Source organism: Actinoallomurus acanthiterrae (assembly GCF_054775715.1).
In genome coordinates this window covers 596,695-620,773 of sequence record NZ_BAAHCO010000001.1, presented here as the reverse complement: position 1 = coordinate 620,773, position 24,079 = coordinate 596,695, and the positions used below count along the sequence as shown (strand labels likewise).

Sequence of the window (24,079 nt, the reverse complement as noted above, 5' to 3'; positions counted from 1 at the left end):
ATCGACCGGCCGCGACACCTACGCGGTCCAGTCTCCCACCTTCCAGGGACCTGTGCGGCCCTGGCCAGATCGAGCGTACGGCCGAGCCCGGCCCCGGAACCTCACCGTGGCGTGGGCGGGTCGGCGAGCCAGGCCATCGGCTCGTTGCCCGCCACGACCGTGCTGGTGAGAGTACCGACCTCCGCGATGGTGATCGCGATCTCATCCCCGGCGGCCAGGGTGAACGGCAGCTCCGGGACCAGGCAGGTGCCGGTGGCGAGGACGGCGCCGTCGGGGAACACGTCCGCGCGGAACAGGAAGCCGACCAGGTCGTCGAGCCTGCGGTTCAGCTGCCCGGTGCTCGCCGTGCCGGTCCACGCGACGTCGCCGCCACGGCGGATGGTGAGCTCGATGTCCAGGGCGTACGGGTCGGGCACCTCCCAGGCGGGCCGGACGGCGGGGCCGGCCGCGCAGCCGCCGAGGTAGATCTTGGCCTGCGGCAGGTAGAGCGGGTTCTCGCCCTCGATGGTCCGGGAGCTCATGTCGTTCACGACGGTGTAGCCGACGATCTCGGCGTGCCGGTTGAGGACGAGCCCGAGCTCGGGTTCCGGCACGTCGACCGCGGAGTCGGAGCGGATCGCGACGGTCTCGCCGTCGCCGGTCACCCGCCAGGCCGCGGACTTGAAGAACAGCTCCGGGCGCTCGGCGTCGTACACCTGCTCGTACACGTCGGCCGACCGTTCGCTCTCGGTGACCCGCGCCTCGCGGGAGCGCCGGTACGTGACGCCGGCCGCCCAGACCTCCATCCGTCCGTCCACCGGGGGCAGTGTCCGTACGGCGGCGGCGTCGTGGCGCGGGCCGTCGGCCGTACGGCAGCGGTCCCGCAGCTCCGCCAGAGGAAGCCGGAGCAGCTCGCCGAGGGTCTCACCCAGTTCGGTGACGGTCGACCCGTCGGAGACTCCCACCAGCGGACGGTCGCCGCCGGCCACAACGAAACGGACGATTTCCACGCGATTCCTCATTCCAGAGAGCGCCGTCCCAGAAACGTACAGCGGGAGGATGTGGAGCGGTCCAGCGCGTGAGCGTGGTTCTGCCGGACCCAGGTTGCGGAGAGCACTGGGTGGCCCGGGGTCCCGCGACGACAGTGGTGCGTGCCGGAAAGGTTCCGGCCGCCGGGCGACCGCCCGGACACCCTCAGGGAGCACGTCACCATGGGTCACCTTCCCACCCACGCCCTCGGCACGACCGGCATGGACATCACCCGCGTCGGGTTCGGCTCGTGGGCGGTCGCGGGTTCCGGCTGGCGCTTCGGCTGGGGCGCCACCGACGACGCCGAGTCGATCACTGCGATCCGCCACGCGATCACCTCGGGCGTCAACTGGATCGACACCGCCGCCGTCTACGGCCTCGGCCACTCGGAGGAACTGGTCGGCAAGGCCGTCGCGGACCTGCCCGACGCCGACCGGCCGTACATCTTCACCAAGGCCGGGCTGGTCTGGGACCCGGACGACCCGGAGGCGGCACCCCGCCGGACCATGAAGCACGTACGCCGCGAGGTCGAGGACTCGCTACGGCGGCTGAACGTCGACCACATCGACCTGTACCAGGTGCACTGGCCGGACACCGGCACGTCGATCGAGGTCGCGGGCGACGGCAGCGGCGCCGTCTCCCCCGACGCCACACCGCTCGAGGAGTACTGGCAGGTGATGGGCGACCTGAAGGCCGAGGGCAAGGTCCGGGCCATCGGGCTGTCCAACCACTCGGTCGAGCAGCTCGAGGCCGCCGAGCGGATCGCCCACGTCGACGCCGTCCAGCCGCCGTTCTCGGCGATCAACCGGTCCGCCGCGGCCGAGATCGCCTGGGCGGCCGACCACGGCACCGGTGTGATCGCCTACTCCCCGCTCCAGTCCGGGCTGCTCACCGGCGCGTTCTCCGCCGAGCGCGTGGCGAACCTGCCCGCGGACGACTGGCGCGCCGCCCACCCCGACTTCACCACCGGCCTGACCGCCAACCTCCAGGTCGCGGACGCGCTGCGGCCCATCGCCGAACGGCACGGAACGACGGTCGCGGAGGTCGCCATCGCCTGGGCGCTGTCCTGGCCCGGCGTCACCGGCGCGATCGTCGGCGCCCGCAGGCCTGCCCAGGTCGACGGCTGGATCGGCGCGGGCTCCGTCGAGCTGACGCCGTCGGACCTAGCCGAGATCGCCGCCGCGATCACCGCGTCGGGTGCCGGCACCGGCCCGGAGCGCCCCTGACCAGCGCAGCCGTATCCCTTCGTCGGGGTCCATCCCCGCGAGGGATGGCTCAGCCGGAGATGTCACAGGCATGATGAGTCCATGGAGCTTGAGCCCTACCGGGGCGAGTTGGTGGCCTACTGCTACCGCATGCTCGGTTCCTTCCACGAGGCCGAGGACGCCGTCCAGGAAACGATGCTGCGCGCCTGGAAGGCCAGGGAGCGGTACGACGACACCCGGGCCTCGCTGCGGACCTGGCTCTACCGGATCGCCACCAACGTCTGCCTCACCGCCCTGGACGGCCGGGCCCGCCGCCCGCTGCCGTCCGGCCTGGGCGCACCGAGCGACGATCCGCAGGCCCCGCTGACTCCCGCGCTCGACATCCCCTGGCTGCAGCCGTTCCCCGACACCCGGCTCGACGTGGCCGCCCGCGCCGACCTGCGGCTGGCGCTGGTGGCGGCGATGCAGTTCCTGCCGCCCAGGCAGCGGGCCGTCCTGGTGCTCCGCGAGGTCCTGGAGTTCAGCGCCGCCGAGGTCGCGGCCCAGCTGGAGACGACCGTACCGGCGGTCAACAGCACCCTGCAGCGGGCCCGCGCGGCGCTCGCCGAACTGGGCGCGCAGGACGCCGAGGGCGTCACCGAGCCGGACGACGCGCAGGTCCGCTCGGTGGTCGACCGGTATGTGCGGGCCTTCGAGGCCGCCGACGTCCCCGGCCTGCTCAGGCTGCTCGCCGACGACGCGGTCATGGAGATGCCGCCGGTCCCGCTCTGGTTCGTCGGCAGCCGCGACTACGGCCTGTTCATGGAGCGGGTGTTCGACATGCGCGGAACGGGCTGGCTCATCCGTACCCTCACGGCCAACGGCCAGCCGACCCTCGCCGCCTACACCCTTGAGCCCGACGGCGGACACGTTCTGCACTCGATCCAGGTCCTCACGGTCGTCGAGGGGCGGATCGCCCGCAACGTGGTCTTCACCGATCCGGCGGTCCTCGAGCTCTTCGACGTGCCTCGACGGATTTCTTCCAAGGAGTCACCCGACCCGCGATGAGTCCGGCCGACCTCGCCGGTATGTACTGACGAGTTCGCCGGAATTCCTCGGGCGAGCCGGTCACAAGGAGAGAATTCAATGTCAGACAGTCGTGCGGAAGATGCGGCCGCCATCCAGGCCGTACTGGTCGACTCCTACAAGGCGTGGGACGCCGGCGACGCCGACGGCATGGTCGCCGACTACACCGCGGACGCGACCGCCATCATGACCGGCTCGCTCCGCGACAGCCGTGACGTGATCCGCGACAGCATGGCCCTGGCCTTCGAGGGGCCGCTCAAGGGCAGCTCGACCTACAACAAGCAGCTCAGCCTCCGCTTCGTCGGCAGGGACGCCGCGATCGTCGTCAGCGAATCCGGCATCCTGTTCGCCGGGGACACCGAGGTCCCGGACGCGGGCAAGGTGAACGCGACCTGGGTCTTCGAGAAGCGGGACGGCCAGTGGCTGATCGCCGCCTATCACAACAGCCCTGTGCTGGCGCCTGGGCAGTGACCCTTTATTGACGGACTTATCGGAGGCTGTGGCGTGATCCGGGTACTCCTGGCGGAGGACATGCATCTCATCCGGGGTGCCCTGGTCGCGCTGCTTGATCTGGAGCCCGACATCGAGGTGGTCGCCGAGGTGTCCAGGGGTGACGCCGTGCTCCCGGCCGCGCTCGAGCACCGGCCGGACGTCGCGGTCCTGGACGTCGACATGCCGGGTGTCGACGGGCTCGCGGCGGCCACGGCGCTCGCCGACCGGCTGCCGGACTGCCGCGCGCTGATCCTCACGGCGCTCGGCCGCCCGGAGATCCTGCGCCGGGCCATGACCGCCCAGGTCCGGGGGTTCATGGTGAAGGACTCGCCGCCCGCCGAGCTGGCGGAGGCGATCCGCCGGGTGGCCGCCGGAGAGTTCGTGATCGACCCGCCGCTGGCCGCCGCGGCGATCAAGGCCCGGCCGAACCCGCTGACGGCGCGAGAGGTGGAGCTGCTGCGGCTGGCCGCGGAGGGCGCCGAGCTCTCAGAGATCGCCGCACGGCTCCACCTGACGAAGGGCACCGTGCGCAACTACCTAGGGGCGATCGTCACCAAGCTGGACGCCCGCAACCGCATCGACGCGGTCCGCATCGCCACCGAGGCCGACTGGCTGTAGGACCAGGAGCTCGTACTCCTCCCCCGAGCGCGGGCCGGCCGTGAGCAAGCCGCCCATGGCCGTCACGCGTTCGGTGAGGTTGCCGACGCCTTGCCCGCTCGGGTCCGCAGTGGCCTCGGGCACGCCGTCGTTGGTGACGCGGAGGCGGGCCGTGCCGTCGGCGACGGACACCTCCACGGAGCAGGTACGAGCGTGGCTGTGCCGAAGGACGTTGGTGACGGCCTCGCGCAGCACGGTCGCCAGGAGCGCGTCGACCGGTTCCGGTAGGCCGTCGGGGGACGCGCCGACGCGTACGGTGATCCCGGCGGCGGTGAGTACGTCGCGCGCCGAGGCGAGCTCCGCCCGGAGGGACATTCGCGGATCGTCCCCCGGGATCGCGCGCAGGTCGCCCAGGGCCCGGCGAGCGGTCAGTGCGATGTCGGCCAGCTCGCGTTCGCCCCGGTCGGGGTCCCGCTCGGCCAGCTCGGCCTTGACGATGATGGCGGACAGACCGTACCCGAGCAGGTCGTGCACGTCCCGGGCGATGCGCCGCCGCTCGCGGGCCAGGGCCATCGCGGCGAGTGCCAGGCGCGCCTCCCGCACCTCGTGGACGAGCCCGGTGAGCAGGGCCAGCCCGTAGAAGATCAACGCGATGGTCACCGTGTCGACGGTCAGGGACACGGCCTCCCCCAGGGGGACGGAACGGGCGAGCAGGACGACGGGGACGCTCAGGACGACGGCCCCGAACAGCGGCCATGCCAGACGTCCGCCGATGATGATCAGAATCGAGCCCGCGGCGAAGCCGACCATCCTGGGCTCGGGAGCGCCCGGGGTCAGGAGCGGCAGGCAGGCGAGCGCGGTCTGGACGGGCAGCGTCCAGCGGGCGTGGCGGGGCCGTACGCCGGGAGGGCGCGGCAGGCAGTGGTAGACGGACAGCGCGATGATGACGACGAGGCCGCCCAGAGCGGCGGCCAGGAGGGGTGCGGGCGGAGACTCGCCCCACACCGCGATCGCGCCGACGGCCAGGTACTCCAGGTGTGCGGCGACGACGATCGGCAGCGCGAGCCTGGGCGTCAGGTCGGTGGGCGGCGGCTCGGTGGGGGCGGCGGGTGTGGTCCGGACGCGCACCGCGGTCTCCCGGGCCAGGCTCAGGATCTCCTGGGTCCGCCCCTGCGCGGCGAGGCCGACGATCTCCGAGAGTGCCGACCCGAGTGCGGCGTCCAGGTCGTGGGAGAACCGCTCGCGTTCGCCCGCGACCGACTCGGCGGCCAGTTCGCCGCGGGCGGCGCGGAGTTCGGCTCGTAGGTCGCTGAGCCTCGTGAGGCCGTAGACGGTGACCCCGATCGCCAGGGCGTTGCCCATGGCGTTGGCGCAGGCGTAGACGTCGCCGAGGTTCATCAGCCCGGCGGCGGCCACGACGCCGGCGAACAGCGCCCAGCGGATCCGGCCCCTGACGATCAGCAGCACGGAGGCGGCGAGGAAGCCCGGCGGCCCGGTCCAGGGGAACAGCACGGCCTGGGCGACGAGGGTCCACCGGCCACGGAGCCGCTTCGTCTCCGGCAGGCAGTGAAGAATCTGCAGGCCGAGCATCAGGATCGCCGGAACGCTCGGGTGGATCAGCCACGGGTCGACGGCCAGGCCGACGAGGACCACGAGGATGATCGCCACGTCGTGATTTTAGTTACCTGTCCGGATCATGCGTTCTACATGTCGGGCCGGTGTGCCCGGCACTGGTGACGTCCGCCCCCGCCCAGGGATCGTCGACGTCATGACCAGAACGCCCGTCGCACTCGGCACCGTCTGTGCCGCCGTCCTCGCACTCGCCTCCATGCGAATGTTCAAGAAGATCGTCGCACTGCTGTTCACCGGCGCGCTGGTCGCCGGGGCCGCGGCGCCCGCAGAGGCTGCGACGGGCCGCTCCGGCGAGCGGGCGCCCACGCTGCGCGACGTCGGCGCGACGGTGGACGGGATCGTGCCCGGTCTGCTGGCCAAGGACCGGATCCCCGGAGCGGCGGTCGTGGTGGTGGCCGGAGGACGACAGGTCTTCGCCCGGGGGTACGGCGTCGCCGACGTCGGTGCGCGCAGGCCCGTGGACCCCGAGCACACCGGCTTCTTCATGGGCTCGATGGCCAAGCTGTTCACCGCCACCGCCGCCCTGCAACTGGTCGACCAGGGACGGCTCGACCTGCACACCGACGTCAACCGGTACCTCACCGACTTCAAGATCCGCGACACCTACCCGGGCCGGCCCGTCACCCTGGAGAACCTCCTCACCCACACGGCGGGCTTCGACGACGACATCGTCGGCGCCGCCCGGGCTAACCCGGCCGACGTCGAGCCCCTCGGCAAAAGCCTGGCGAAGCGGCAGCCGGCGAGAGTGCGCCCGCCGGGCACCGTCGTGGCCTACGACAACTACGGAGCGGCCCTGGCCGGGTACCTCGTCGAGGTCGCGTCCGGAGAGCCGTTCGCGCGGTACGTCGACGAGCACGTCCTGGAGTCTTTGGGAATGAGCGCGACGACGTTCGCCCAGCCGCACCCGGCCGCGATCGACGCCACCCTGGCCCGCGGCTACCGGCCGGCTCCGGGTACGCCGCCGAGAAGGGCCAGTACGGACCGTGGTCGCCGACCGGCGCGGGGCCGGTCTCGACCCCCGCCGACATGAGCCGGTTCATGCTCGCCCAGCTGGCGAACGACTCCCGGCTCGGCCGGGACGTCGCCCGGCGGATGCAGCAGCGTCACTTCGCGCAGGACCCGCGGATCCCCGGCATGGGCTACCAGTTCGAGGAGCGCCCGCGCGACGGCCGGCGGGTCCTGTTCAAGGACGGCGACGTGCCGGGCTTCCACGATCAGATGGCACTGCTGCCCGACGAGGGCATCGGCATCTACGTCGCCTTCAACGGCGACGGCACGGACGCGGTCGCCGGCTGGGACGGCCTGAGCATCATCAACCGCCTCATCGACCGGTACCTCCCCGGCAGCACGACCGTGCCGCAGAACGCCCCGGCCGGCGACGCGTCGCGGTACGCCGGGACGTACCGGTCGGTCCGCACCAGCCACCACGCCCTGACCAAGGTCTCCACCCTCGTCGCGCCGGTGACCGTACGGGCCGACGGCGCCGGGGCCCTCACGACCAGCGGGCTGACCCCCGACCCGGCCAAGGCGACACAGCACTGGGTGCGGGCCGGGCCCGGCCTGTTCCGGGAGCGCGGCGGCCAGGACCTGATCGCCTTCGACGGCAAGGGCATCCTGTCCGCGTCGGCGACGCCCGCGGAGGCGTACGAGAAGCTGGAGTGGGCCGACTCCCCGGCGCTCTACCTGCCGATGTTCGGGGCGGGCGCCGTGGCGCTGGTGCTGTGCTTCCTGGGCGTCCCGGTGGCCGCGCTCGTACGGCGTCTGCGCCGGCGCCCCGTCCGCTCCCGCGCGTCCCGCGCCGCCTGGCTGACCGCCTGGGTCACCGGCGCGCTCGCCACGGCGTTCCTGGCGGGGTTCGCGTCGCTGATGACCGACGGCGACGCTCTCCAGGAGAAGATCATGCTGGGATCGCCGTCGCTGACCGTCCTGCCGGTCGTCATGGCCGCGACGTTCGTTCCGGCCGCCGGCGTTCTCGTGGGCACGGCCATCGCCTGGTGGACGGGCTGGTGGGGCTGGAGCGGACGGCTCGCGTACACGGCGATCGGCCTGGCCGGAGTGGCGTTCCTGAAGGTCGCGCTCACCTACAACCTCGTCGCCCTGCCGTTCGGCTAGTACCTCTGTCCCCCCATCCTCGAAACGAGGCGTCATGGACCGCGAAAAGATCGAGCTCACCCCTGTCCAGAAGACGATGCTCGCCACCCTGTACGCCAGGGCGCTGGACAGCCGTGCCCCGCACTCCATCCTGGGTGACCGCACCGCCGACGAGGCGGTCGGGCGCATCGACTACGACTGGCGCAAGACCGGTACGCAGGCACCGTGGGACGCGGCCATGCTGGCGCTGCGCGCACGGCAACTGGACCGCTGGACCGCCGAGTTCCTGGCCGACCACCCGCAGGCCACCGTGCTGCACCTGGCCTGCGGCCTGGACACCCGGGTACACCGGCTGGTCCCCTCGTCGTCGGTGCGCTGGCTGGACGTCGATTACCCCGACGTCGTCGACCTGCGCCGCCGGCTGCTGCCCCATCCCGGCGGGGACTACCGGATGCTCGGCACCTCGGTCACCGACGAGGGGTGGCTGGAGGAGATACCTGCCGACCGCCCGACCGTGGCCGTGTTCGAGGGGCTGACCATGTACCTGCACGAGGAGGAGGGCAGACGGCTGATCCAGCGGATCTGCGAGCGGTTCGACGGCGGGCAGTTGCTGTTCGACTGCTTCAGCACCAGGCTCGTCCGCTGGAGCCGCCGGTTCTGGTGGATGGGGGGCAGGTTGCGCGAGGTCGCGCGGAGCTGGCACTGGGGCATCGACGACCCGCGCGCGCTGGAAGACTCGCATGCGGGGCTCGAGTACGTTGACGACCTGTACGTCGTCGACCAGCCCGACGTGGACGAGCTCCCGACCGCGGCCCGGCTTGGCCTGCGGCTGGGGGCACGCCTCCCCGGCGGCCGGGACAGCGGCCGGGTCCTCCGCTACCGGTTCTGAAGGAGACGGCGCCTGCTCGACCATGACGAGAACAGCGCCACGCAGTTGCTCGAGCGGCTGGACGCCGCCCGGCCCCTGTCCTCGATCGCCGACGACACCACGGCCGTACGGATCCTGGCCGAACTGATGGCACGCCTGACCTCGGTGCCCGCCCCGAAGGATCTGCGGCGGCTGTCCGACATCGCCGCCGCGATGCTCGACCAGGTCCCGCAGGCGGTGCCGGCACTGCACGCCCCTGCCGAACAGCGGCTGGTGCGCACCTGCGCGTCCGCCGTGGCCGAGCTGGTCGGTGAACCCGGCGACCGCCTGCTGCACTGGGATCTGCACTACGACAACGTTCTCGCCGGAGAGCGGGAACCCTGGCTGGCGATCGATCCCGAACCGCTGGCAGGCGACCCTGGATTCGAGTTGCTGCCGGCACTGGAGGGGGAGGCCACCGGTGACGTGGTTCGCACGGCGCTCCGGCGCTTCGACCTGCTGACCGAGGTCCTCGGTCTGGACCGGAAACGAGCGACCGGCTGGACCCTCGGCCGCGTGCTGCAGAACGCCCTGTGGGACATCGAAGACGGCAAGGCGACGCTGGAACCCGCCCAGGTCGCCATCGCCATGGCCCTGCTGCGCCGTCGGTGAGACCTCGCATGGGCCCGTGGGCGGACGCGTCAGGTCCCTCGGACGGTCACGTGCCGGGTCATGACGTCGGCGTTCTCGACGACCGGCTCGTGCGCGGCGTGCTCGAACGTGAGATTCGTCAGGCGCACGTCGCGCACGGGGGCGGTCTGCGCGCCGCGGATCCGGTAGGCGTAGTCGCACGGGCCGCCGACCGACCAGTTCCGTACGGTGATGCCCGACACGTCCGGGTACAGCTCGCCGCCGGCGCCGCCCATGTAGGTGTAGGTCACCTCGAACGGCACGTACGTCCACGCGGGGCACGAGACGTCGGTGACCCGGACGTCCCGGATGTACCCGCCGCGCGTCGAGGTGGACTTGACCGACAGGATCCAGGCGACGCTGGCCTCGTCGAGCGACGCGTCGTACGGGAGGTGGAGCCGCCGGGCGACCACGTCCGACACGCCGCCGCTCATCTCGCTGCCGATCGCCACCGCGCCGCCGCCGCTGGTGAAGACGCAGTCCTCGATGAGGATGTTCTTCGACGGCACCCCGACCCGCCGGCCGTCCTCGTCCCGCCCCGACTTGATGGCGATGCAGTCGTCGTGGGTGGCGAACCTCGTGCGCTGGATCACCACGTCCTGGCACGAGTCGGGATCGCAGCCGTCGCCGTTCGGCCCGAGACTCTCCACCGAGACGTCGCGCACCGTGACGTTCCGGCACAGCACGGGATGGATGTTCCACATGGGAGAGTGGCGCAGGGTGACGCCCTCGATCAGGACGTTCCGGCAGGCGTACGGCTGGATGAAGCTCGGCCGGAGATAGTGGCCCGCCCCGAAGACCCGCTGGTCGACCGGGGTTCCTTCCACGCCCATGCGTTCCAGGGCCGTCCAGTCCGCCCGCTGGTTCGGCATGCCGGGCTTCCAGCCGTACTGCCCGGAGCCGACCCAGAACCACCAGTGTCCGTTGTCGCCCTGGGCGTCGAGGACGCCCTGGCCCGTCACGGCGATGTCCCGCTGCCCGTTGGCGTAGATCAGCGGCGAGTAGTTGTACGCCTCGACGCCCTGCCAGCGCGTCAGCACGACCGGCAGGTACGCGGCCGGGTCGGTGCTGAACAGCAGGGTCGCGTCCCGGTCGACGTGCAGGTCGACGCGGCTGAGCAGGTGGATGGCGCCGGTCGCCCACCGGCCCGCGGGCACCAGGACGTGACCGCCGCCCGCCGTGTGGCAGGCCTGGATCGCCGCGTCGATCGCCCGCGTGCAGTCGGTCGTGCCGTCGCCCACGGCACCGAAGTCGGTGACCGGAAACCAGGCGTCGCGGAACCGCGGCGGCCGCGCGGCGACATTCGCCGCGGCCGCGGGGCGGGGGCCGGCGAGCATCGGCAGCCCGCCCGCCATCAGCGCGCCCATCCTGAGCACGTCTCGTCTCCCGGGACCGGTCATCGCCACCTCACGAAATGGGAAAAGGTTTTCCTACAGAAGGTGACATGCGAGCGGGCCTCCGTCAACGGCGCATCCCGAGGCACTCCCTGGGGCTCACTCCCGTGGGCGGGCGTGCCTCGGCAGCAGGAACACCGCGAGGAAGGTCAGGGCCAGCAGGCCGATCTCCACCCACAGCGTGACCTTCATGGCCCCCACGAACCCGCCCTTCAGCGCATCGCGGCCGGCCTCGGCGGCGGCCCGCTGAACCGGAACCCCGGCCGCCCGCACCGGCCCCTCCGCCCGCAGGCACGACGCCGGGACCGCCTGCTCGTCCTTGGCCACCGCCCGGTCGTGACCGCACGCGCGCAGGCCCGCGACGAGCCGATCCCGCTGCGGACCGGAGACCCCGGCCCCGGCGAACGCCTTCGGCGCCACGGTGTCCGTGGCGGCGGCGACCTGCCCACCGAGGACACCGAAGAAGATCGTGCCCAGCACCGCCACACCTAGAGAACTACCGAGTTGCTGGACGGAGGTCAGCGCGCCGGACGCCGAACCGGTCTCATGCCGTTCGACCCCCGCGAGCACCGTCTCGAAGAAGGGCGCCATCAACAGACCTGTTCCGGTGCCGGTGACGATCAGCGCGGGAGCGAACTGCCAGGGGCCGACGCCGGTGCCGGCCAGGTGCAGAGTGAGGACGATCCCCCCGGCGCCGAGGGCCATCAACAGCGTGCCGCCGTGAATGACCCGGCGTCCGAACCGCCGCACGGCCTGAGCGACGCCGAACCCGACGATCACACCGACCGACCAGGGCACCGTGGACAGCCCCGCCCGCAGCGGCGAATATCCCAGACCCACCTGCAAGAACAGGCTGAAGACAAGGGAGAACCCGGCCATCCCGGCGAAGAACACGACCCCCACGATCAGCCCGCCCCTGAAACCCCGCTTGCGGAACAGGCCCGGCACGACGAGCGGGTCGGCGCCCGCACGCTGCCGACGGCTCTCGTACCAGCCGAAGAGACCGAAGACGACGGCACCCCCGGCCATCATCGAGAACGTCCACACCGGCCAGCCGAGCTCGCGGCCCTGCACCAGGGGAAAGACCAAGAGCAGCGAGGCCACCCCCGCGAAGACCACACCGACCAGGTCCAGCCTGGGCGGACGCGTGGACCTCGACTCGGGCAGGAACCGCAGACCACCCAGGACGGCCAGGAGCCCGAACGGCAGGTTGACGAGAAAGATCATGCGCCAGCCGGTGCCGAAGTAATCCGCGTCGATCAACCAGCCGGCGAGGATCGGCCCGCCGACGGTGGACAACCCCATGGCCGGGCCGAACATCCCGAACGCCTTGGACATCTCCTCTCCGGAGAACATCTCCTTGATCACGCCCAGACCCTGCGGGATCATGACCGCCCCGAACAGGCCCTGCACTCCGCGAAAGGCGATCAGCGTCTCCGGCGACCACGCCAGCGCGCACAACAGCGAGCCGGCCGTGAAACCGAACGCGCCGACCAGGAACATCCGCTTACGCCCGGCGACATCGCCCAAGCGCCCTCCGGTGAGCAGGCCGACCGCCATCGCCAGGGTGTAGGCGGCCCCCAGCCACTGCACCATGGTGGCGCTACCACCCAGATCGGCCCGGATGGACGGTGCCGCGATACTCGTGATCACGGCGTCGAGCATGTCCATGACCTCGGCGGCCAGCAGCACGAACAACGCCACCCACCGCCACCGGTACACCTCCGGGACGGCGGTCCCGGCACGCGGCTCATCGGTCGCGGTCATGTTCAGCGGGCGGCGAGTTCGGAAAAGATCTCCACCAGTTCAGGTCGTTCGAACGGGCCGACGTGGGGTGCCGCGACGCTTCGTACGTCGGTCGGGTTGTCCGGAGTGAGACGGTCGGCCTCGCTGATGAACCGGTCCTGCAGCGCCGGCGGAATCAGGCGGTCGAGGGTGAAGCGCACATACGTCCGGGGAATCCGGCCCCAGGTCCGCGCTTCGCCCCGGGCTTCGGCCATGGGAATGCCGGCGGGCTCGTCCGGCTCGAGCATGTTGAGCAGCCGCCTCACCCCCTCGTCGGTGAAGTCACCGGCCAGGCACTGCTTGATACCGTCGACCACCGCCGGGTCGGCCGATCGCCAGTTGATCCGGCTCACGCCCAGGTTCGCCGGATCGGCGGCCATCGCCGCCATCACCCGGGGAAGCAGGCTCTCGCTGTTCTCCGGCGTTCCCAGATAGGCGGCCAGGTTCGGCAGGTCCACGCAGCAGTACGCCGCCATGTAGACGACCCGCTCGAGCAGGTCGGGGATGGCGTTGCCGACCCTGCTCACCGTGACGCCGCCCTGGCTCGCGCCGGCGAGGATCACCGGCCCGTGCCGACGAGCGCGACGCACCACGTCCACGACGCGCTCCACATAGTCGTCGATGGTGACCTTGGCGAGCGGCGACGGCTCGGTCGCCAGCGCCTCGAGGTCCTGCGGAGCCTGGTACGCCCGGGGGAAGAACCCTTCAGCGCCGTGTCCCGGAAGGTCGACGGCCACGGCCCGGTGCCCGCGCAGGGTGAGTTCGCTGATCAGCGCCGAGCAGAAGAACGACGAGGAGTTGGTGCCGTGGACGAACACCAGGGTCGGCGGTCGGCGATCGTCAGCGGCGGCCTCTGCTTCGTGGTTCATCGTCATCGTTGTCTCCCCTTATGCCTGAGCGGGTGGCGCTGGTCTGCGTTCACGGCCACCGCGCTGATGCGTACGGCGTATAGCCACTATGCGTACATGGTATCCATGTCGTTAAAGATATGAACTATTTCCCCACGTCAAAGCCAACAAAGTGAACTAGTACTGATGTAATTGAACTAGTACACTTTCGCCAAGCGAACGACCTCACCGATGGATCGGGGGCTCCCATGCCGTCGTCAACGCCGCGACCGGATCCGCCCTACCGGCGGATCGTCGCGGAGATCCGCGCGCAGATCCTGTCCGGCGACCTGCGGCCCGGCGACCGGATGCCCTCCATCCGGCAGATCGCCCAGCGATGGGGCGTCGCGATCGCGACCGCGACCAAAGTGATGGCGGCTCTCCGCGACGACGGGCTCGTTGAAGCCAAGGTCGGTTCCGGCACAGTGGTCAGCGCCCGCACGCGCCCCAGGCAGCCGGCCTGACGACGTCGCCGAGACCGCGGCCGGCCGGGGTCCCCAAACAGGCGCTGAACCGGAGGCAGGTCCTCCGCACCGCCATCGCGATCGCCGACGTCGAGGGACTCGACGCCGTGTCCATGCGACGGCTCGCGGCCGAGCTCGAGGTCGGTCCGATGTCGCTCTACCGCCACGTGGCGAACAAGGACGAACTGGTGACGCAGATGACCGACGAAGTCTTCGGCGAACCCGAGCTACCCGTCCCGGGACCAGAAGGGTGGCGGGCCAAGCTCGAACTGATCTCCCGCCGACAGTGGGAGCTGTGCCGACGGCACCTCTGGCTGCCCAGGGCCGTCTCGTTCACTCGCCCGTTGCTGGTGCCCAACATGATGGCGCACACCGAATGGACCCTTCGCGCACTCGACGGGCTCGGGCTGCCCATGACGACGCGGCTTCGCGAGGCCCTCACGCTGCACGCACTGGTCATCACCGTTGCCCTGCCCATGGCGGACGAGACCGAAGCGGAGCAGGAGACCGGTGTGCCGCTCGACCAATGGTGGCTGGAACAGCGAAAGCGGGCCAACGAACTCCTCGGCAGCGGACGCTTTCCACTGCTGGCCACGATCGAACAGGAAACAGCCTCGGACTTGGACGGACTGTTCGAGTACAGCCTTGCCCGCCATCTCGACGGTTTCGCCACCTTCGTAGGGGATCAAGCCCGAACGTAAACAGTGAAGCCTTCTTGTGAGCAACCATACGATGGCGTATGGTTGCGCTCGGTCAATGGCAACAAGACCGGCAATGTCCGCTTCGGAAATTTCCCTAGAAGGAAGTCCACATGCGCAAGCTCTTTTCCCTCGCCTTGCTAACCGGAATGGCGGCCGCCGCCATCGCACTGCCCGCCGCGACCGCCGACGCGTCCGTCACCGCGAAGGCGTCGGAGGCCAAATGGTCCCTGCACACGAAGAATTTCAGTAAGGCCCTGACCAAGGGACGCTTCAAGATCACTCGCACGGGCAAGGTCTACATCAAGCTGACGAACACCGGCGGCGTGGACTCGCTCAAGCTGCGCCTCGTCACCTGCGACAAGCGCCACGTGTCGTTCACCGACTGGAGGTACACGTACCTAAAGGATTACATGAAGAAGAACAAGTACTACGTGATGACGGCTAAGGAAAAGCCGCGCACCATGAAGAAGGGAACCTGCTTCATGGTGCAGGCCGATAAGTTGTTCCACAAGAGCTTGACGATCAACGGGAAGGTCAAGGACGCCAAGGCGCTCTGACGCCGCTCTCACGCGTCGCGCATTCGGAGCAGCAGGCCGCCGGTGAGCAGCGCCCCGGCGGCCCACGCGGCGAGCACGCCCAGCCCCGCCCACGGGCCGAGCGGCAGGCTCGACAGGTTGGTGGTCGACTGGATGGCGAGGCCCGCCTCCATCGGCGAGATCCGCCACAGGAACCGTTGCCAGTCCGGGTCCGAGGTCATGACCGGCAGGACCGCGAGGATGTACAGCAGGCCGAACACGACGCCGATGGCCGTCGCCGAGTCCCGTACGGCGGTGGCGACGCCGAGGCCGAGCAGGGCGATCAGCGCGAGGTAGAGGACCGAGCCGACGGCCGCGCGCAGCGTCGGCCCGTCGGCCAGGGACAAGAGCGCCTGACCGTGGGCGGGGACGAAGCCGTTGCCGGGCAGGATGAGCCGTGCGGTGAGCAGCGACCCGAGCACGGCCACCGTCCCCGCGGCCAGTGTCAGGCCGGTGAGGATCGTCGCCTTGGCGGCCAGGACGGCGTTGCGGCGCGGCATCGCGGCCAGGGTGGTCCGGATCATGCCGGTGCCGTACTCGCCGGTGATGGTCAGGACAGCCAGGATGGCGATGATCGCCTGGCCCGCCTGGACCCCCGTCAGGGCGACCTTCGGGGTGTCGTACGGGCAGCCCGTCGCCGGGCAGGACACGGTCGCGGTGACCGCGGCGCTGATGGCGACGGTCAGCGCGACCCCGCCGAGCAGCAGCCAGGCCGTGCTCGTCACGGTGCGCAGTTTCGTCCACTCCGCGTGGAGTTCGCGCGTCACGAGCCCTCCTTCGTCGGGGGAGTGACCCGAGCCGCCATGCTCACGCTCCGCTCGCTCATGAGCCCTCCTCGATCGGGGGCGCTGTGCTGACTCATGCGTCCCTCCGGTGCAGCAGGAGGACGGCCAGGCCGAGGGCGAGCACGGCGTATCCGCAGCAGACGGCGAGACCGGCCCATGGCGGCAGCGGGTAGTAGCCGCCCTGGGGTGAGAAGGAGGCGGTGACCTGGGGGTACGCCGGGATGCTCTGCTGGATCGCGAACCCGGCGGCCGGGGTGAGGCGCAGCAGCCAGCGCGCCGCGTCCACCGGCAGGACGGACGTGGTCGCCAGGATGCGCGGCAGGATGACCAGCACGAGGGTGATCGTGATCGCCGGGGCGCTGCGCCGGAACACCGTGCCGAGCGCGAGGGCGAGGACGGCGACGACGGCGGCCAGTGCGGCGGTACCGGCCACGACGCGCAGCTGGGTGAGCGAGCCGACCGGCAGGATGTAGTTCCCGTTGGAGCGCAGGATGTGCGTGGCGACCGGCATCGTGACGCCGGCGGCGGCCAGCCCGGCGAGGAAGGTCAGCGCGGCGAGCACGAGGGCCTTCGCCGTCAGCACCCGGCCCCGCCGCGGGGAGGCGAGCAGGGTGGTCCGGATCAGGCCCCGGCGGTACTCCGCGGTGATGAACACCACCGCCACCACGATCACGACGATGAGCCCCGCCGGCAGTCCGGAGAGTGTCTTCTCGACGGTCATGCCGTCCGTGCGGGGGGCGATGTCGCCGACCCCGGTCACGGTGAAGGTGCCGCCGGACCTCACCAGACCGCCCGGATGGTGGATCGCCCCGTCGGGTTCCCTGGTGGCTCCGAGGTCGTCGTGGCTCCACGCGCCGCCCGATGTCCCGCCACCCAGGCTCACCTCGTCGAAGACCCCGGTGGCCTGGGCGAACCGCGACGCCGCGACGACCCCGCCGAGATCCGCCTGCGTCACCGTCAGGTCGCCCGGGGACGCCGCGAACAGGCCGATCCGCACGGTGGCCGGCAGCCCGGCCAGACGTGCCGTGCCCACCTTCGACCACCGGCTGCCGTCGGCCGACTCGTAGCCGGTGAGGTCGTCGCCGGAGCGGACCAGCCGCAGCCAGCGCGGGGACGTCTTCGACACGCCGCCTGAGCGGCCGGCGACGTCGTGGGTGTAGTCGTACTGCATCCGCACGCCGTGTCCGCCGGTGACCATCAGCGCGGCGTACGCCGACCCCAGCCGGGTGCCGTCCTTGACCATCACGCCGGCCTTCGCCCACGGCTCGACCTTGGAGGCGACCTGCCGGACGCCGGGCGTGGCGTCCGGGAGGCGGACCTGTCCGGTCAGGGAGGTCAGGCGAACGGTGATGGAGCCGTCCCCCTGCAGCGACCGGTGGACGAAGTAGAACTTGTCGTCCACCGCCTCGCCGCCCGGCCCGATCGGCACGGCGGGGCAGACGTCGGTCGGTCCGCCGCACGACGAGTGGCTTCCCGAGGCGGAGAAGAGCCCGAGCAGCACGGTGACCAGCGCCGCGACCACCAGGCCGATCACCCAGCCGCGGACCGTACGGAACTTGGTCCACTCCGCGCGCAGCAACCTTGCGAAGGTCATCGGGTCGCCTCCCGCGCCGTGGCGGCGCGGAACTCGACCGCGTCCCGGGTGAGCTCCATGTACGCCTCTTCCAGGGTCGCGCGGTGGGCCGCGACCTCGGAGAACGGCAGCGCGTTCGCGGTGAGGAACGCCACGATCCGCTCCGCCGGCAGCCCGGAGACGACGAGTGTGTCGCGGCCGGTGACGGTCACGGCGACGCCGGAGTGCGCCAGCGCCGTCATCGCCCGGTCCGGCTCCAGCGTGCGCACCGTGACGCGGCCACGGGACGCGGTGGCGATCAGGTCCGCGACGCCGGTGTCCGCGACGACCCGGCCGCGGCCCACCACGACGAGGTGGTCGGCGGTGTCCTGCAGCTCGCTCATCAGGTGACTGGACACCAGCACGGCGCGGCCCTCCGCCGCCAGCGACCGCAGGAACCCGCGGATCCATCGGATCCCCTCGGGATCGAGGCCGTTGACCGGCTCGTCGAGCATGAGCACCGGCGGGTCACCGAGCAGCGCCGCGGCGATCCCCAGCCGCTGCCGCATGCCCAGCGAGAAGCCGCCGGCCCGGCGCCGCGCCACGGACCGCAGCCCGACCTGCTCGATCACCTCGTCGACCCGCCTGGCGTCCATGCCCTGGGAGTGGGCCAGCCACAGCAGGTGGCTCCGCGCGGTACGGCTCGGCTGGAGCGCGGCGGCGTCCAGCAGCGCCCCGACGTGGCGCAGGGGATCGCGCAGGCTCCGGTACGGCCGGCCGCCGACCAGCGCGGTGCCCGTGTCGGCCGCGTCCAGGCCGAGGATCACCCGCATGGTCGTGGACTTCCCGGCGCCGTTGGGCCCGACGAACCCGGTGACCCGTCCAGGCCGCACGGTGAACGACATCCCGTCCAGCGCCACGGTCGACCCGAAGCGTTTGCGCAGGCCATTGACCTCGATGATCGCTTCCCCGTTCACTGTCCCCTCCTCTTCGCTCGGCTGTGGAACCGGGCCGATCCTGGAGCGAACGCCGTGACCAGGGCCGAACGGACGCCGTTATTCCGCTGTTAGGGCCGACCGGGCATGCTGAGTGCCCGCGCGGAAACGGAGGAGTTGGACATGTCGAACGGGTCGGATCATCACCTCACCCGGCCGGTCCGCCGCCTCACCCGGCCGGGGCGCACCGTACGGTCGCGGTTCACCGCCTTGTACGGCGTCGTGTTCTTCGTGTCCGCCGCGGGACTGCTGGCGATCGCCAACGTCCCGACCCTCGGATCGCGGGTCAGCACCATGCACCCGCCCGGCCAGGAGCCGGCGCCCCAGGAGACGGCGCTGGCCCAGGCCCAGATGCAGATCGCCTGGCTGCAGACTCAGCTCACCGAGCAGCATGAGGCCGAGAATCGTCGGCTGCTGGTCGGGTCGGCGATCGCGCTGGCCGTCATGGCGGTGGCGTCGATCGTCCTGGGACGCCTCCTCGCGGGACGGGTGCTGCGTCCGCTGCGGACGATCACCGCGGCGACGCGGCGGATCACCGCGGACAACCTGCACGAGCGGCTGGCCGTGGCCGGCCCCGCCGACGAGGTCAAGGATCTCGCCGACACCATCGACGACCTGCTGGAACGCCTTGAGAGCTCCTTCGCCGCCCAGCGCCGCTTCGTCGCCGACGCCTCTCACGAGCTGCGCACGCCGCTCACCACGATGCGGGCGTCACTGGACGTGGCGGTGGCCAAGCCGGAGCCCGCGCCGCCGCAGACCGTCGCCCTCGCCGACCGGCTCCGTGGCGAGCTCGACCAGGTCGACCGCCTGCTGGAGGGTCTCCTCGTCCTCGCCCGGACGCAGCACGGCGACCTCCCGGACCGCGCGACGCTCTCGCTCGCCCACGTCGCCTCCGAAGCGGTGGCCGCCCGGTCCGCGGACATCGCCGCCCGGCGGCTGTCCGTCCAGGAGACCGCGGACGGCGACACGCCGGTACGGGGCAGCCGGGCGCTCCTGCGCCGTATGGTCGACAATCTCATCGAGAACGCGATCCGCCACAACGAGGACGGCGGCTGGATCCGGGTCGCCACCGTGGCCGACGGCGAGAACGCGCACCTGGTGGTCGAGACGGGCGGCGAGGTCCTCGACCCACGGCAGGTCGCCGAGCTGACCCGGCCGTTCCGGCGGCTCGGCGCCGACCGTACGGGCACGGACGACGGGACCGGGCTCGGGCTGTCGATCGTCGCGGCCGTCGCCACCGCGCACGGCGGCACCCTGGACCTGCGCGCCCGCCCCGACGGCGGGCTGCGCGTCGGCGTCTCGCTGCCGTCGCTGGTGCACGCGGGTGTTCCGGCGTGAGGGTGCTGGTGGTCGAGGACGCCCGTTCGCTCGCCGACGTCCTGGCCGAAGGGCTGCGCGACCAGGGCATGGCCGTGGACGTCGCCCACGACGGGCTGGAGGCCGTCGCCAAGCTCGACGTGAACGCCTACGACGTGGTCGTCCTCGACCGCGACCTGCCCAAACTGCACGGCGACACCCTCTGCCAGATGATCACCGAGAACGACGACCGGGCCATGGTCCTCATGCTGACCGCGGCCGGAGCACCCGGCGACCGCGTCAGCGGGCTGATCCTGGGAGCGGACGACTACCTCGCCAAGCCGTTCCACTTCCCCGAGCTCGTCCTCCGGGTCCGGGCCCTCGCACGCCGCCGGCCCGCCGCGCGGGCCCGTACGCTGCGCGCGGCGGGGATCGAACTGGATCCCGTACGGCGCACCGTCACCCGCGACGGCCGCCTCCTCGACCTGTCCGTCAAGGAGTTCGGGGTCCTCCAAGCGCTCCTGCGCGCCACGCCCGCCTTCCTCAGCGCCGAGAGCCTGCTCGAACAGGTCTGGGACGAGCACGCCGACCCCTTCACCAACACGGTCGCGGTGACCATCGGCCGACTGCGCCGCAAACTGGGCGACCCACCCGTCGTCATCACCACGCCCGGCGTGGGCTACCGCGTCGTCGATCCCGGCTGATCTAGACAACGCGGCCGAGAAAGGCGAGAAGGGTGCCGTCGTCATGCCTCGTGCGTCGGGGACATGCGCGGGTGGCCCGGGGCGGGGTAGTCCTTGAGGTCGATGTTCGAGGCGAATTTGTCGGTCATCCACAGCAACGACTTGAGCAGGAGCCGGCGCTTGAACATCTGGTTCCGCATGGTGATGCGGGCCTGGGTCGGCGGGGCGAGGAACGGGCCGGCGTTGCCCTTCCGGGCCACCTTGGCGTAGCCGCGGAACTCCTCCTCGTACCGGCGGAAGGCCACCCGGTGGTCGCCGCCGGCCGCCGCGAGCTCCCCGGCCAGGACGTACGCGCCGACGATGGCCAGGCCGGTGCCGAAGCCGCCCAGGGTGTTGCCGTACGCGGCATCGCCCAGCAGGACGACCCGGCCCTTGGCGTAGTGGTCCATCTCGACGCGGCTGATCGAGTCGAGGTAGAACTCCGAGGCGCCGGACGCGGCGGCGACGATCTCGGGCACCTTCCACTTCGCGCCCTGGTAGGCGCGGGCGAGGAGGCGCTTCTGCTGCTCGGTGTCCCAGCGGTCGTACTGCAGCGGTTCGGAGGCGAAGACGAAGAACGCCGACGCCTTGTTGCCCCAGAGCGACACCATGCGGCCCGGCTCGTTGTACATCACGCTCTGCACGGCGGGGCCCGCGGCGGCGACGTCGGCGAGCGCGTAGTAGTGGCCGAGGAAGCGCACGTGCTCCTCCTCGGGGCCGAAGGCCAGGCGGCGGACGTTGGAGTGGATGCCGTCCGCGCCGACCACGAGGTCGAAGGTGCGCGGCGCGCCGCGCTCGAAGGTGACGTGGACGCCGGAGGCCGTCTCGGTGAGCGAGGTGATCGAGTCGCCGAAGATGTACTCGCACCGCCCGGCGGTCCGCTCGTACAGCAGGGCGGCCAGGTCACCGCGGCCGATCTCGATCTCACCGCCGCTGAACTCGCCCGGCATGACCGCCTGCGGCCGGCCGTCCGCGTCGATGAAGCTGGTGTCGTGCCCGCCGGTCTGACGACGGCGCACCTCGTCGAGGATGCCCATGCGCTCCAGGACCGTCATGTGGGTCGGGCCCTTGAAGTCGACGGCCTGACCGCCGCTGCGCAGGGCGGGGGCCCTCTCGACGACCGTGACGGTGCAGCCGTGGCGCTCCAGCCAGTAGGCGAGGGCGGGGCCGGCGATGCTCGCGCCGGAGATGAGGACTGTCGTGTTCTTCATGTCCCCGACCTTCGCCGGGGGCGTTGACAGTCCGTCCGCTATCCGCTGACAGTCTCGTCGACGACTGTCAGCGCCTCCGCGCGGGACATCGCGGCACCGCGCGCGAACGCCCCGGCGAACGCCTCCGCGCCGATGAGGTCGCGGGCACGGGCGGCGGCCCGGTCGACGTCCTGGTCGTGTGTCACGGCCGTCCCGCGCAGCGCGACCGCCGCCCCGAGCAGGACCGCGGCGCGCTCCCCTGTCCGGAGCGGGACCGAGCCGTGCTCCCCGGCCCCAGGCAGGGCCGGGGCGCGATTCCTCGCCTTGAGCGGTACCGAGGCGCGCTCCCCTGCCCCGTCCCGTACGACGATTCCGGCGAGTCCCTCGACGGCGTCGGCGAGGTCGACGGCCAGCGGGGACTCCCGCGCGGCGGCGACGGCACGGTGATGCCAGGTCCGGGCCGCGTCGTCGTCCCCTTCGGCTTCGGCGAGCCGTCCGAGCGCGGTGAACATCCACGGCTGGGTCTTCTCGGCGCCGAAGCTCACGCTTCCGGAGACCCGCAGGCCCTGATCGAGCCGTCGCCTGGCCTCGGCGAGGTCGCCGCCGAACCGGGCGATCTCCGCCAGCCCGAGATGCACCGACGCCGGCGCGTCCGGCCGGCCTTTCGGGACAGCTCCTCGGCCCGCCGGAGGTCGTCGGTCGCGGCGGGAAGGTCGCCCTCCCGGATGAGCGCCTCGGCCCGGCGTACGAGGACGTCGACGGTCTCTTCGTACGCGCCGAGTTCGTCGAGCAGCGTGAGCGCCTCGCGCCAGAGGTCCCGGGCGCGAGGCCACTCGCCGCGCCGGCCCGCGATCACCGCGAGCCAGTCCAGGGCCTGGGCGGTCCCCCAGCGCTCGCCGATCGCGCGAAAGCGGGTCAGCACGTCGTCGATCCGGCGTTCGCCTTCGGCCTGATCGCCGCCGAGCAGGATCATCAGGGCCATGCCGAGCCGTTCGAGCGTCTGGATCCACGGGTCGCCCTCCAGCAGGCGGTCGCTGCGGGCATCGGACGGCCCGGGCGGCCCGGCGGTCATCGCCCACAGGGCCACGGTGAACGGGTACCGCAGGGGCAGGTCCAGCGTTCGTATGATCGCCTCCGCCCGTTTCCAGTGCTCCGCACCGGGCCGGGGCATGGCCTGGACGATGCACGCGAGGTACTCCTCGTCCAGTCCTTCGGCGGGCGCGTCGAGGAGCTCGGCCGCGGCCTTGCCCACCTCGCCGCGCCGCCCGCTCAGCCAGCCGTACGCCCCGAGCGCGGCGACGAGCCGCGACGCCGTCTCCCGGTCGTGGCGTACGGCCCAGCGCAGCGCGGCCATCAGGTTGTCGTGGTCGGCGGAGAGCCGGGCCAGCCACTCCAGTTGCTCGGCGCGGCGCAGATGGGGATCGGCGCGCTGGGCGAGGTCGAGGAAGTGGCGGGCGTGGGCGGCGCGTACGCGCTGCGGCTCGTCGGTCTCGGCCAGGCGCTCGGCGCAGAACAGGGCGATCGTGTCGAACATCCGGTAGCGGACGCCGTCCGTCTCGACGAGCGACTTGTCCGCCAGGTCGACGAGCACGTCGGCGGCGTCCGGGCCGCACACCGCCTCGACCGCCTCGAACGACGCGCCCCCGGCGAAGACGGAGAAGCGCCGGGCCGCCACCCGCTCGTCCGGTCCGAGCAGGTCCCAGCTCCACTCGACGACCGCGCGCAGGGTCTGGTGCCGGGACGCGGCCGTACGGTCGCCGCGCGACAACAGGCGGAAGCGGTCGTGTTCGGCGAGGCGGCGGGCGATCTCCTCCACGGGGAACGTGCGCAACCGGGCAGCGGCCAGCTCGATGGCGAGCGGCAGCCCGTCGAGCGCCGCGCAGATCCGCGTGACGGCCTCGGCGTTGCCGGGTCCGACCGCGAAGCCGGGCCGTACGGCCGCCGCCCGGTCGGCGAACAACCGCACGGCCGGGTAGTCCACGGCGTGCGTGGAGTCCGGCGGTGGAACGTCCAGCGGCGCGAGCGGCACCAGCGTCTCGCCGGTGATCCCGAGCGGCTCCCGGCTCGTGGCCAGGATCCGCAGCGCCGGGCACTCGCCCAGCAGGC

20 protein-coding genes and 3 pseudogenes are annotated in these 24,079 nt (G+C 71.6%); 12 read left to right on the top strand and 11 right to left on the bottom strand.

What is annotated here, in order from left to right; genetic code table 11:
- Window positions 1-101 precede the first annotated feature (101 nt).
- Window positions 102-989 carry a fumarylacetoacetate hydrolase family protein gene (locus ACYVF7_RS03050; RefSeq protein ID WP_460334486.1) on the bottom strand — a complete coding sequence of 296 codons (888 nt, stop codon included), beginning with the start codon at window positions 987-989 and terminating at the stop codon, window positions 102-104.
- A 201-nt stretch (window positions 990-1,190) separates the two neighbouring features.
- On the opposite strand from ACYVF7_RS03050, the gene ACYVF7_RS03045 reads away from it, so the two are divergent.
- The 4 genes and pseudogenes from ACYVF7_RS03045 (at window position 1,191) to ACYVF7_RS03030 (ending at window position 4,388) form a co-directional block, all read left to right on the top strand.
- Entirely contained in the window at window positions 1,191-2,234 is a 1,044-nt protein-coding gene (locus ACYVF7_RS03045; RefSeq protein WP_460334482.1) for an aldo/keto reductase, read from the top strand.
- Between the two features lie 75 nt (window positions 2,235-2,309).
- Window positions 2,310-3,260 (top strand): annotated as a pseudogene (locus tag ACYVF7_RS03040) (sigma-70 family RNA polymerase sigma factor); the annotation flags it as partial.
- 78 nt (window positions 3,261-3,338) lie between these two features.
- Window positions 3,339-3,749, top strand: coding sequence for an SgcJ/EcaC family oxidoreductase (locus ACYVF7_RS03035; protein WP_460334480.1), 411 nt, complete (start codon window positions 3,339-3,341; stop codon window positions 3,747-3,749).
- Between the two features lie 33 nt (window positions 3,750-3,782).
- Window positions 3,783-4,388 carry a response regulator transcription factor gene (locus tag ACYVF7_RS03030; protein ID WP_460334477.1) on the top strand — a complete coding sequence of 202 codons (606 nt, stop codon included), beginning with the start codon at window positions 3,783-3,785 and terminating at the stop codon, window positions 4,386-4,388.
- On the opposite strand, the gene ACYVF7_RS03025 is transcribed toward ACYVF7_RS03030, so the two are convergent.
- Window positions 4,308-6,035 (bottom strand): sensor histidine kinase, encoded by a 1,728-nt coding sequence (locus tag ACYVF7_RS03025; RefSeq protein WP_460334475.1) that lies wholly within the window; start codon window positions 6,033-6,035, stop codon window positions 4,308-4,310. The two genes, ACYVF7_RS03030 and ACYVF7_RS03025, sit on opposite strands and share 81 nt — an antisense overlap.
- Window positions 6,036-6,063: 28 nt before the next feature.
- On the opposite strand from ACYVF7_RS03025, the pseudogene ACYVF7_RS03020 reads away from it, so the two are divergent.
- The 3 genes and pseudogenes from ACYVF7_RS03020 to ACYVF7_RS03010 form a co-directional block, all read left to right on the top strand.
- Window positions 6,064-8,111: pseudogene (locus tag ACYVF7_RS03020) on the top strand (serine hydrolase domain-containing protein).
- Between the two features lie 34 nt (window positions 8,112-8,145).
- The gene (locus tag ACYVF7_RS03015; protein WP_460334472.1) at window positions 8,146-8,979 is read left to right on the top strand and encodes a class I SAM-dependent methyltransferase; all 834 of its coding nucleotides are present in this window, start codon (window positions 8,146-8,148) and stop codon (window positions 8,977-8,979) included.
- Between the two features lie 9 nt (window positions 8,980-8,988).
- Window positions 8,989-9,609: pseudogene (locus ACYVF7_RS03010) on the top strand (aminoglycoside phosphotransferase family protein); the annotation flags it as partial.
- A 29-nt stretch (window positions 9,610-9,638) separates the two neighbouring features.
- On the opposite strand, the gene ACYVF7_RS03005 reads toward ACYVF7_RS03010, so the two are convergent.
- The 3 genes from ACYVF7_RS03005 to ACYVF7_RS02995 form a co-directional block, all read right to left on the bottom strand.
- Entirely contained in the window at window positions 9,639-10,994 is a 1,356-nt protein-coding gene (locus ACYVF7_RS03005) for a glycoside hydrolase family 28 protein (protein WP_460357769.1), read from the bottom strand.
- 126 nt (window positions 10,995-11,120) lie between these two features.
- Window positions 11,121-12,788, bottom strand: a complete 1,668-nt coding sequence (locus ACYVF7_RS03000; protein WP_460334469.1) for an MFS transporter — start codon at window positions 12,786-12,788, stop codon at window positions 11,121-11,123.
- A 2-nt stretch (window positions 12,789-12,790) separates the two neighbouring features.
- Entirely contained in the window at window positions 12,791-13,675 is an 885-nt protein-coding gene (locus tag ACYVF7_RS02995; protein WP_460334465.1) for an alpha/beta fold hydrolase, read from the bottom strand.
- Window positions 13,676-13,902: 227 nt separating this feature from the next.
- On the opposite strand from ACYVF7_RS02995, the gene ACYVF7_RS02990 reads away from it, so the two are divergent.
- The 3 genes from ACYVF7_RS02990 to ACYVF7_RS02980 all read left to right on the top strand — a co-directional run bounded on the left by ACYVF7_RS02990 (window position 13,903) and on the right by ACYVF7_RS02980 (window position 15,415).
- The gene (locus tag ACYVF7_RS02990) at window positions 13,903-14,157 is read left to right on the top strand and encodes a GntR family transcriptional regulator (protein WP_460334462.1); all 255 of its coding nucleotides are present in this window, start codon (window positions 13,903-13,905) and stop codon (window positions 14,155-14,157) included.
- Window positions 14,154-14,858 (top strand): TetR/AcrR family transcriptional regulator, encoded by a 705-nt coding sequence (locus ACYVF7_RS02985; protein ID WP_460357766.1) that lies wholly within the window; start codon window positions 14,154-14,156, stop codon window positions 14,856-14,858. The genes ACYVF7_RS02990 and ACYVF7_RS02985 overlap by 4 nt, the downstream gene beginning before the upstream one ends.
- 110 nt (window positions 14,859-14,968) lie before the next feature.
- Window positions 14,969-15,415: a hypothetical protein gene (locus ACYVF7_RS02980; RefSeq protein WP_460334459.1), complete on the top strand. Its 447-nt coding sequence runs from the start codon at window positions 14,969-14,971 to the stop codon at window positions 15,413-15,415.
- 8 nt (window positions 15,416-15,423) lie between these two features.
- Here the strand turns inward: ACYVF7_RS02980 and ACYVF7_RS02975 are convergent, their stop codons facing one another.
- The 3 genes from ACYVF7_RS02975 to ACYVF7_RS02965 form a co-directional block, all read right to left on the bottom strand.
- The gene (locus ACYVF7_RS02975; protein WP_460334456.1) at window positions 15,424-16,200 is read right to left on the bottom strand and encodes an ABC transporter permease; all 777 of its coding nucleotides are present in this window, start codon (window positions 16,198-16,200) and stop codon (window positions 15,424-15,426) included.
- A gap of 91 nt (window positions 16,201-16,291) precedes the next feature.
- On the bottom strand, window positions 16,292-17,812 hold the full coding sequence (locus ACYVF7_RS02970) for an ABC transporter permease subunit (RefSeq protein WP_460334453.1): 1,521 nt from the start codon (window positions 17,810-17,812) through the stop codon (window positions 16,292-16,294).
- Window positions 17,809-18,732 (bottom strand): ATP-binding cassette domain-containing protein, encoded by a 924-nt coding sequence (locus tag ACYVF7_RS02965; protein WP_460357764.1) that lies wholly within the window; start codon window positions 18,730-18,732, stop codon window positions 17,809-17,811. The genes ACYVF7_RS02970 and ACYVF7_RS02965 overlap by 4 nt, the downstream gene beginning before the upstream one ends.
- Before the next feature lie 156 nt (window positions 18,733-18,888).
- Here ACYVF7_RS02965 and ACYVF7_RS02960 point away from each other — a divergent pair, with 156 nt between their 5' ends.
- On the top strand, window positions 18,889-20,103 hold the full coding sequence (locus ACYVF7_RS02960) for a sensor histidine kinase (RefSeq protein ID WP_460334450.1): 1,215 nt from the start codon (window positions 18,889-18,891) through the stop codon (window positions 20,101-20,103).
- The gene (locus ACYVF7_RS02955) at window positions 20,100-20,765 is read left to right on the top strand and encodes a response regulator transcription factor (protein ID WP_460334447.1); all 666 of its coding nucleotides are present in this window, start codon (window positions 20,100-20,102) and stop codon (window positions 20,763-20,765) included. The genes ACYVF7_RS02960 and ACYVF7_RS02955 overlap by 4 nt, the downstream gene beginning before the upstream one ends.
- A gap of 41 nt (window positions 20,766-20,806) precedes the next feature.
- On the opposite strand, the gene ACYVF7_RS02950 is transcribed toward ACYVF7_RS02955, so the two are convergent.
- Genes ACYVF7_RS02950 through ACYVF7_RS02940 form a run of 3 tightly spaced genes read right to left on the bottom strand, consistent with a single transcriptional unit; the run spans window position 20,807 to window position 24,002 of the window.
- On the bottom strand, window positions 20,807-21,994 hold the full coding sequence (locus ACYVF7_RS02950) for an FAD-dependent monooxygenase (protein ID WP_460334444.1): 1,188 nt from the start codon (window positions 21,992-21,994) through the stop codon (window positions 20,807-20,809).
- 38 nt (window positions 21,995-22,032) lie between these two features.
- Complete coding sequence (locus tag ACYVF7_RS02945; protein ID WP_460334441.1) at window positions 22,033-22,518, bottom strand: hypothetical protein; 486 nt, start codon at window positions 22,516-22,518, stop codon at window positions 22,033-22,035.
- Window positions 22,515-24,002: an ATP-binding protein gene (locus tag ACYVF7_RS02940; protein ID WP_460334438.1), complete on the bottom strand. Its 1,488-nt coding sequence runs from the start codon at window positions 24,000-24,002 to the stop codon at window positions 22,515-22,517. Before ACYVF7_RS02940 ends, ACYVF7_RS02945 begins: the two co-directional genes overlap by 4 nt.
- Window positions 24,003-24,079 lie beyond the last annotated feature (77 nt).

Bases quoted from the DNA above. Each gene is read 5' to 3' on its own strand.
- ACYVF7_RS03005 (WP_460357769.1), bottom strand. From the start codon at position 10,994: ATGGGCGCGCTGATGGCGGGCGGGCTGCCGATGCTCGCCGGCCCCCGC.
- ACYVF7_RS03000 (WP_460334469.1), bottom strand. From the start codon at position 12,788: ATGACCGCGACCGATGAGCCGCGTGCCGGGACCGCCGTCCCGGAGGTG.
- ACYVF7_RS02990 (WP_460334462.1), top strand. From the start codon at position 13,903: ATGCCGTCGTCAACGCCGCGACCGGATCCGCCCTACCGGCGGATCGTC.
- ACYVF7_RS03045 (WP_460334482.1), top strand. From the start codon at position 1,191: ATGGGTCACCTTCCCACCCACGCCCTCGGCACGACCGGCATGGACATC.
- ACYVF7_RS02950 (WP_460334444.1), bottom strand. From the start codon at position 21,994: ATGAAGAACACGACAGTCCTCATCTCCGGCGCGAGCATCGCCGGCCCC.
- ACYVF7_RS02970 (WP_460334453.1), bottom strand. From the start codon at position 17,812: ATGACCTTCGCAAGGTTGCTGCGCGCGGAGTGGACCAAGTTCCGTACG.
- ACYVF7_RS02980 (WP_460334459.1), top strand. From the start codon at position 14,969: ATGCGCAAGCTCTTTTCCCTCGCCTTGCTAACCGGAATGGCGGCCGCC.
- ACYVF7_RS03015 (WP_460334472.1), top strand. From the start codon at position 8,146: ATGGACCGCGAAAAGATCGAGCTCACCCCTGTCCAGAAGACGATGCTC.
- ACYVF7_RS02960 (WP_460334450.1), top strand. From the start codon at position 18,889: ATGTCGAACGGGTCGGATCATCACCTCACCCGGCCGGTCCGCCGCCTC.
- ACYVF7_RS03035 (WP_460334480.1), top strand. From the start codon at position 3,339: ATGTCAGACAGTCGTGCGGAAGATGCGGCCGCCATCCAGGCCGTACTG.
- ACYVF7_RS02995 (WP_460334465.1), bottom strand. From the start codon at position 13,675: ATGAACCACGAAGCAGAGGCCGCCGCTGACGATCGCCGACCGCCGACC.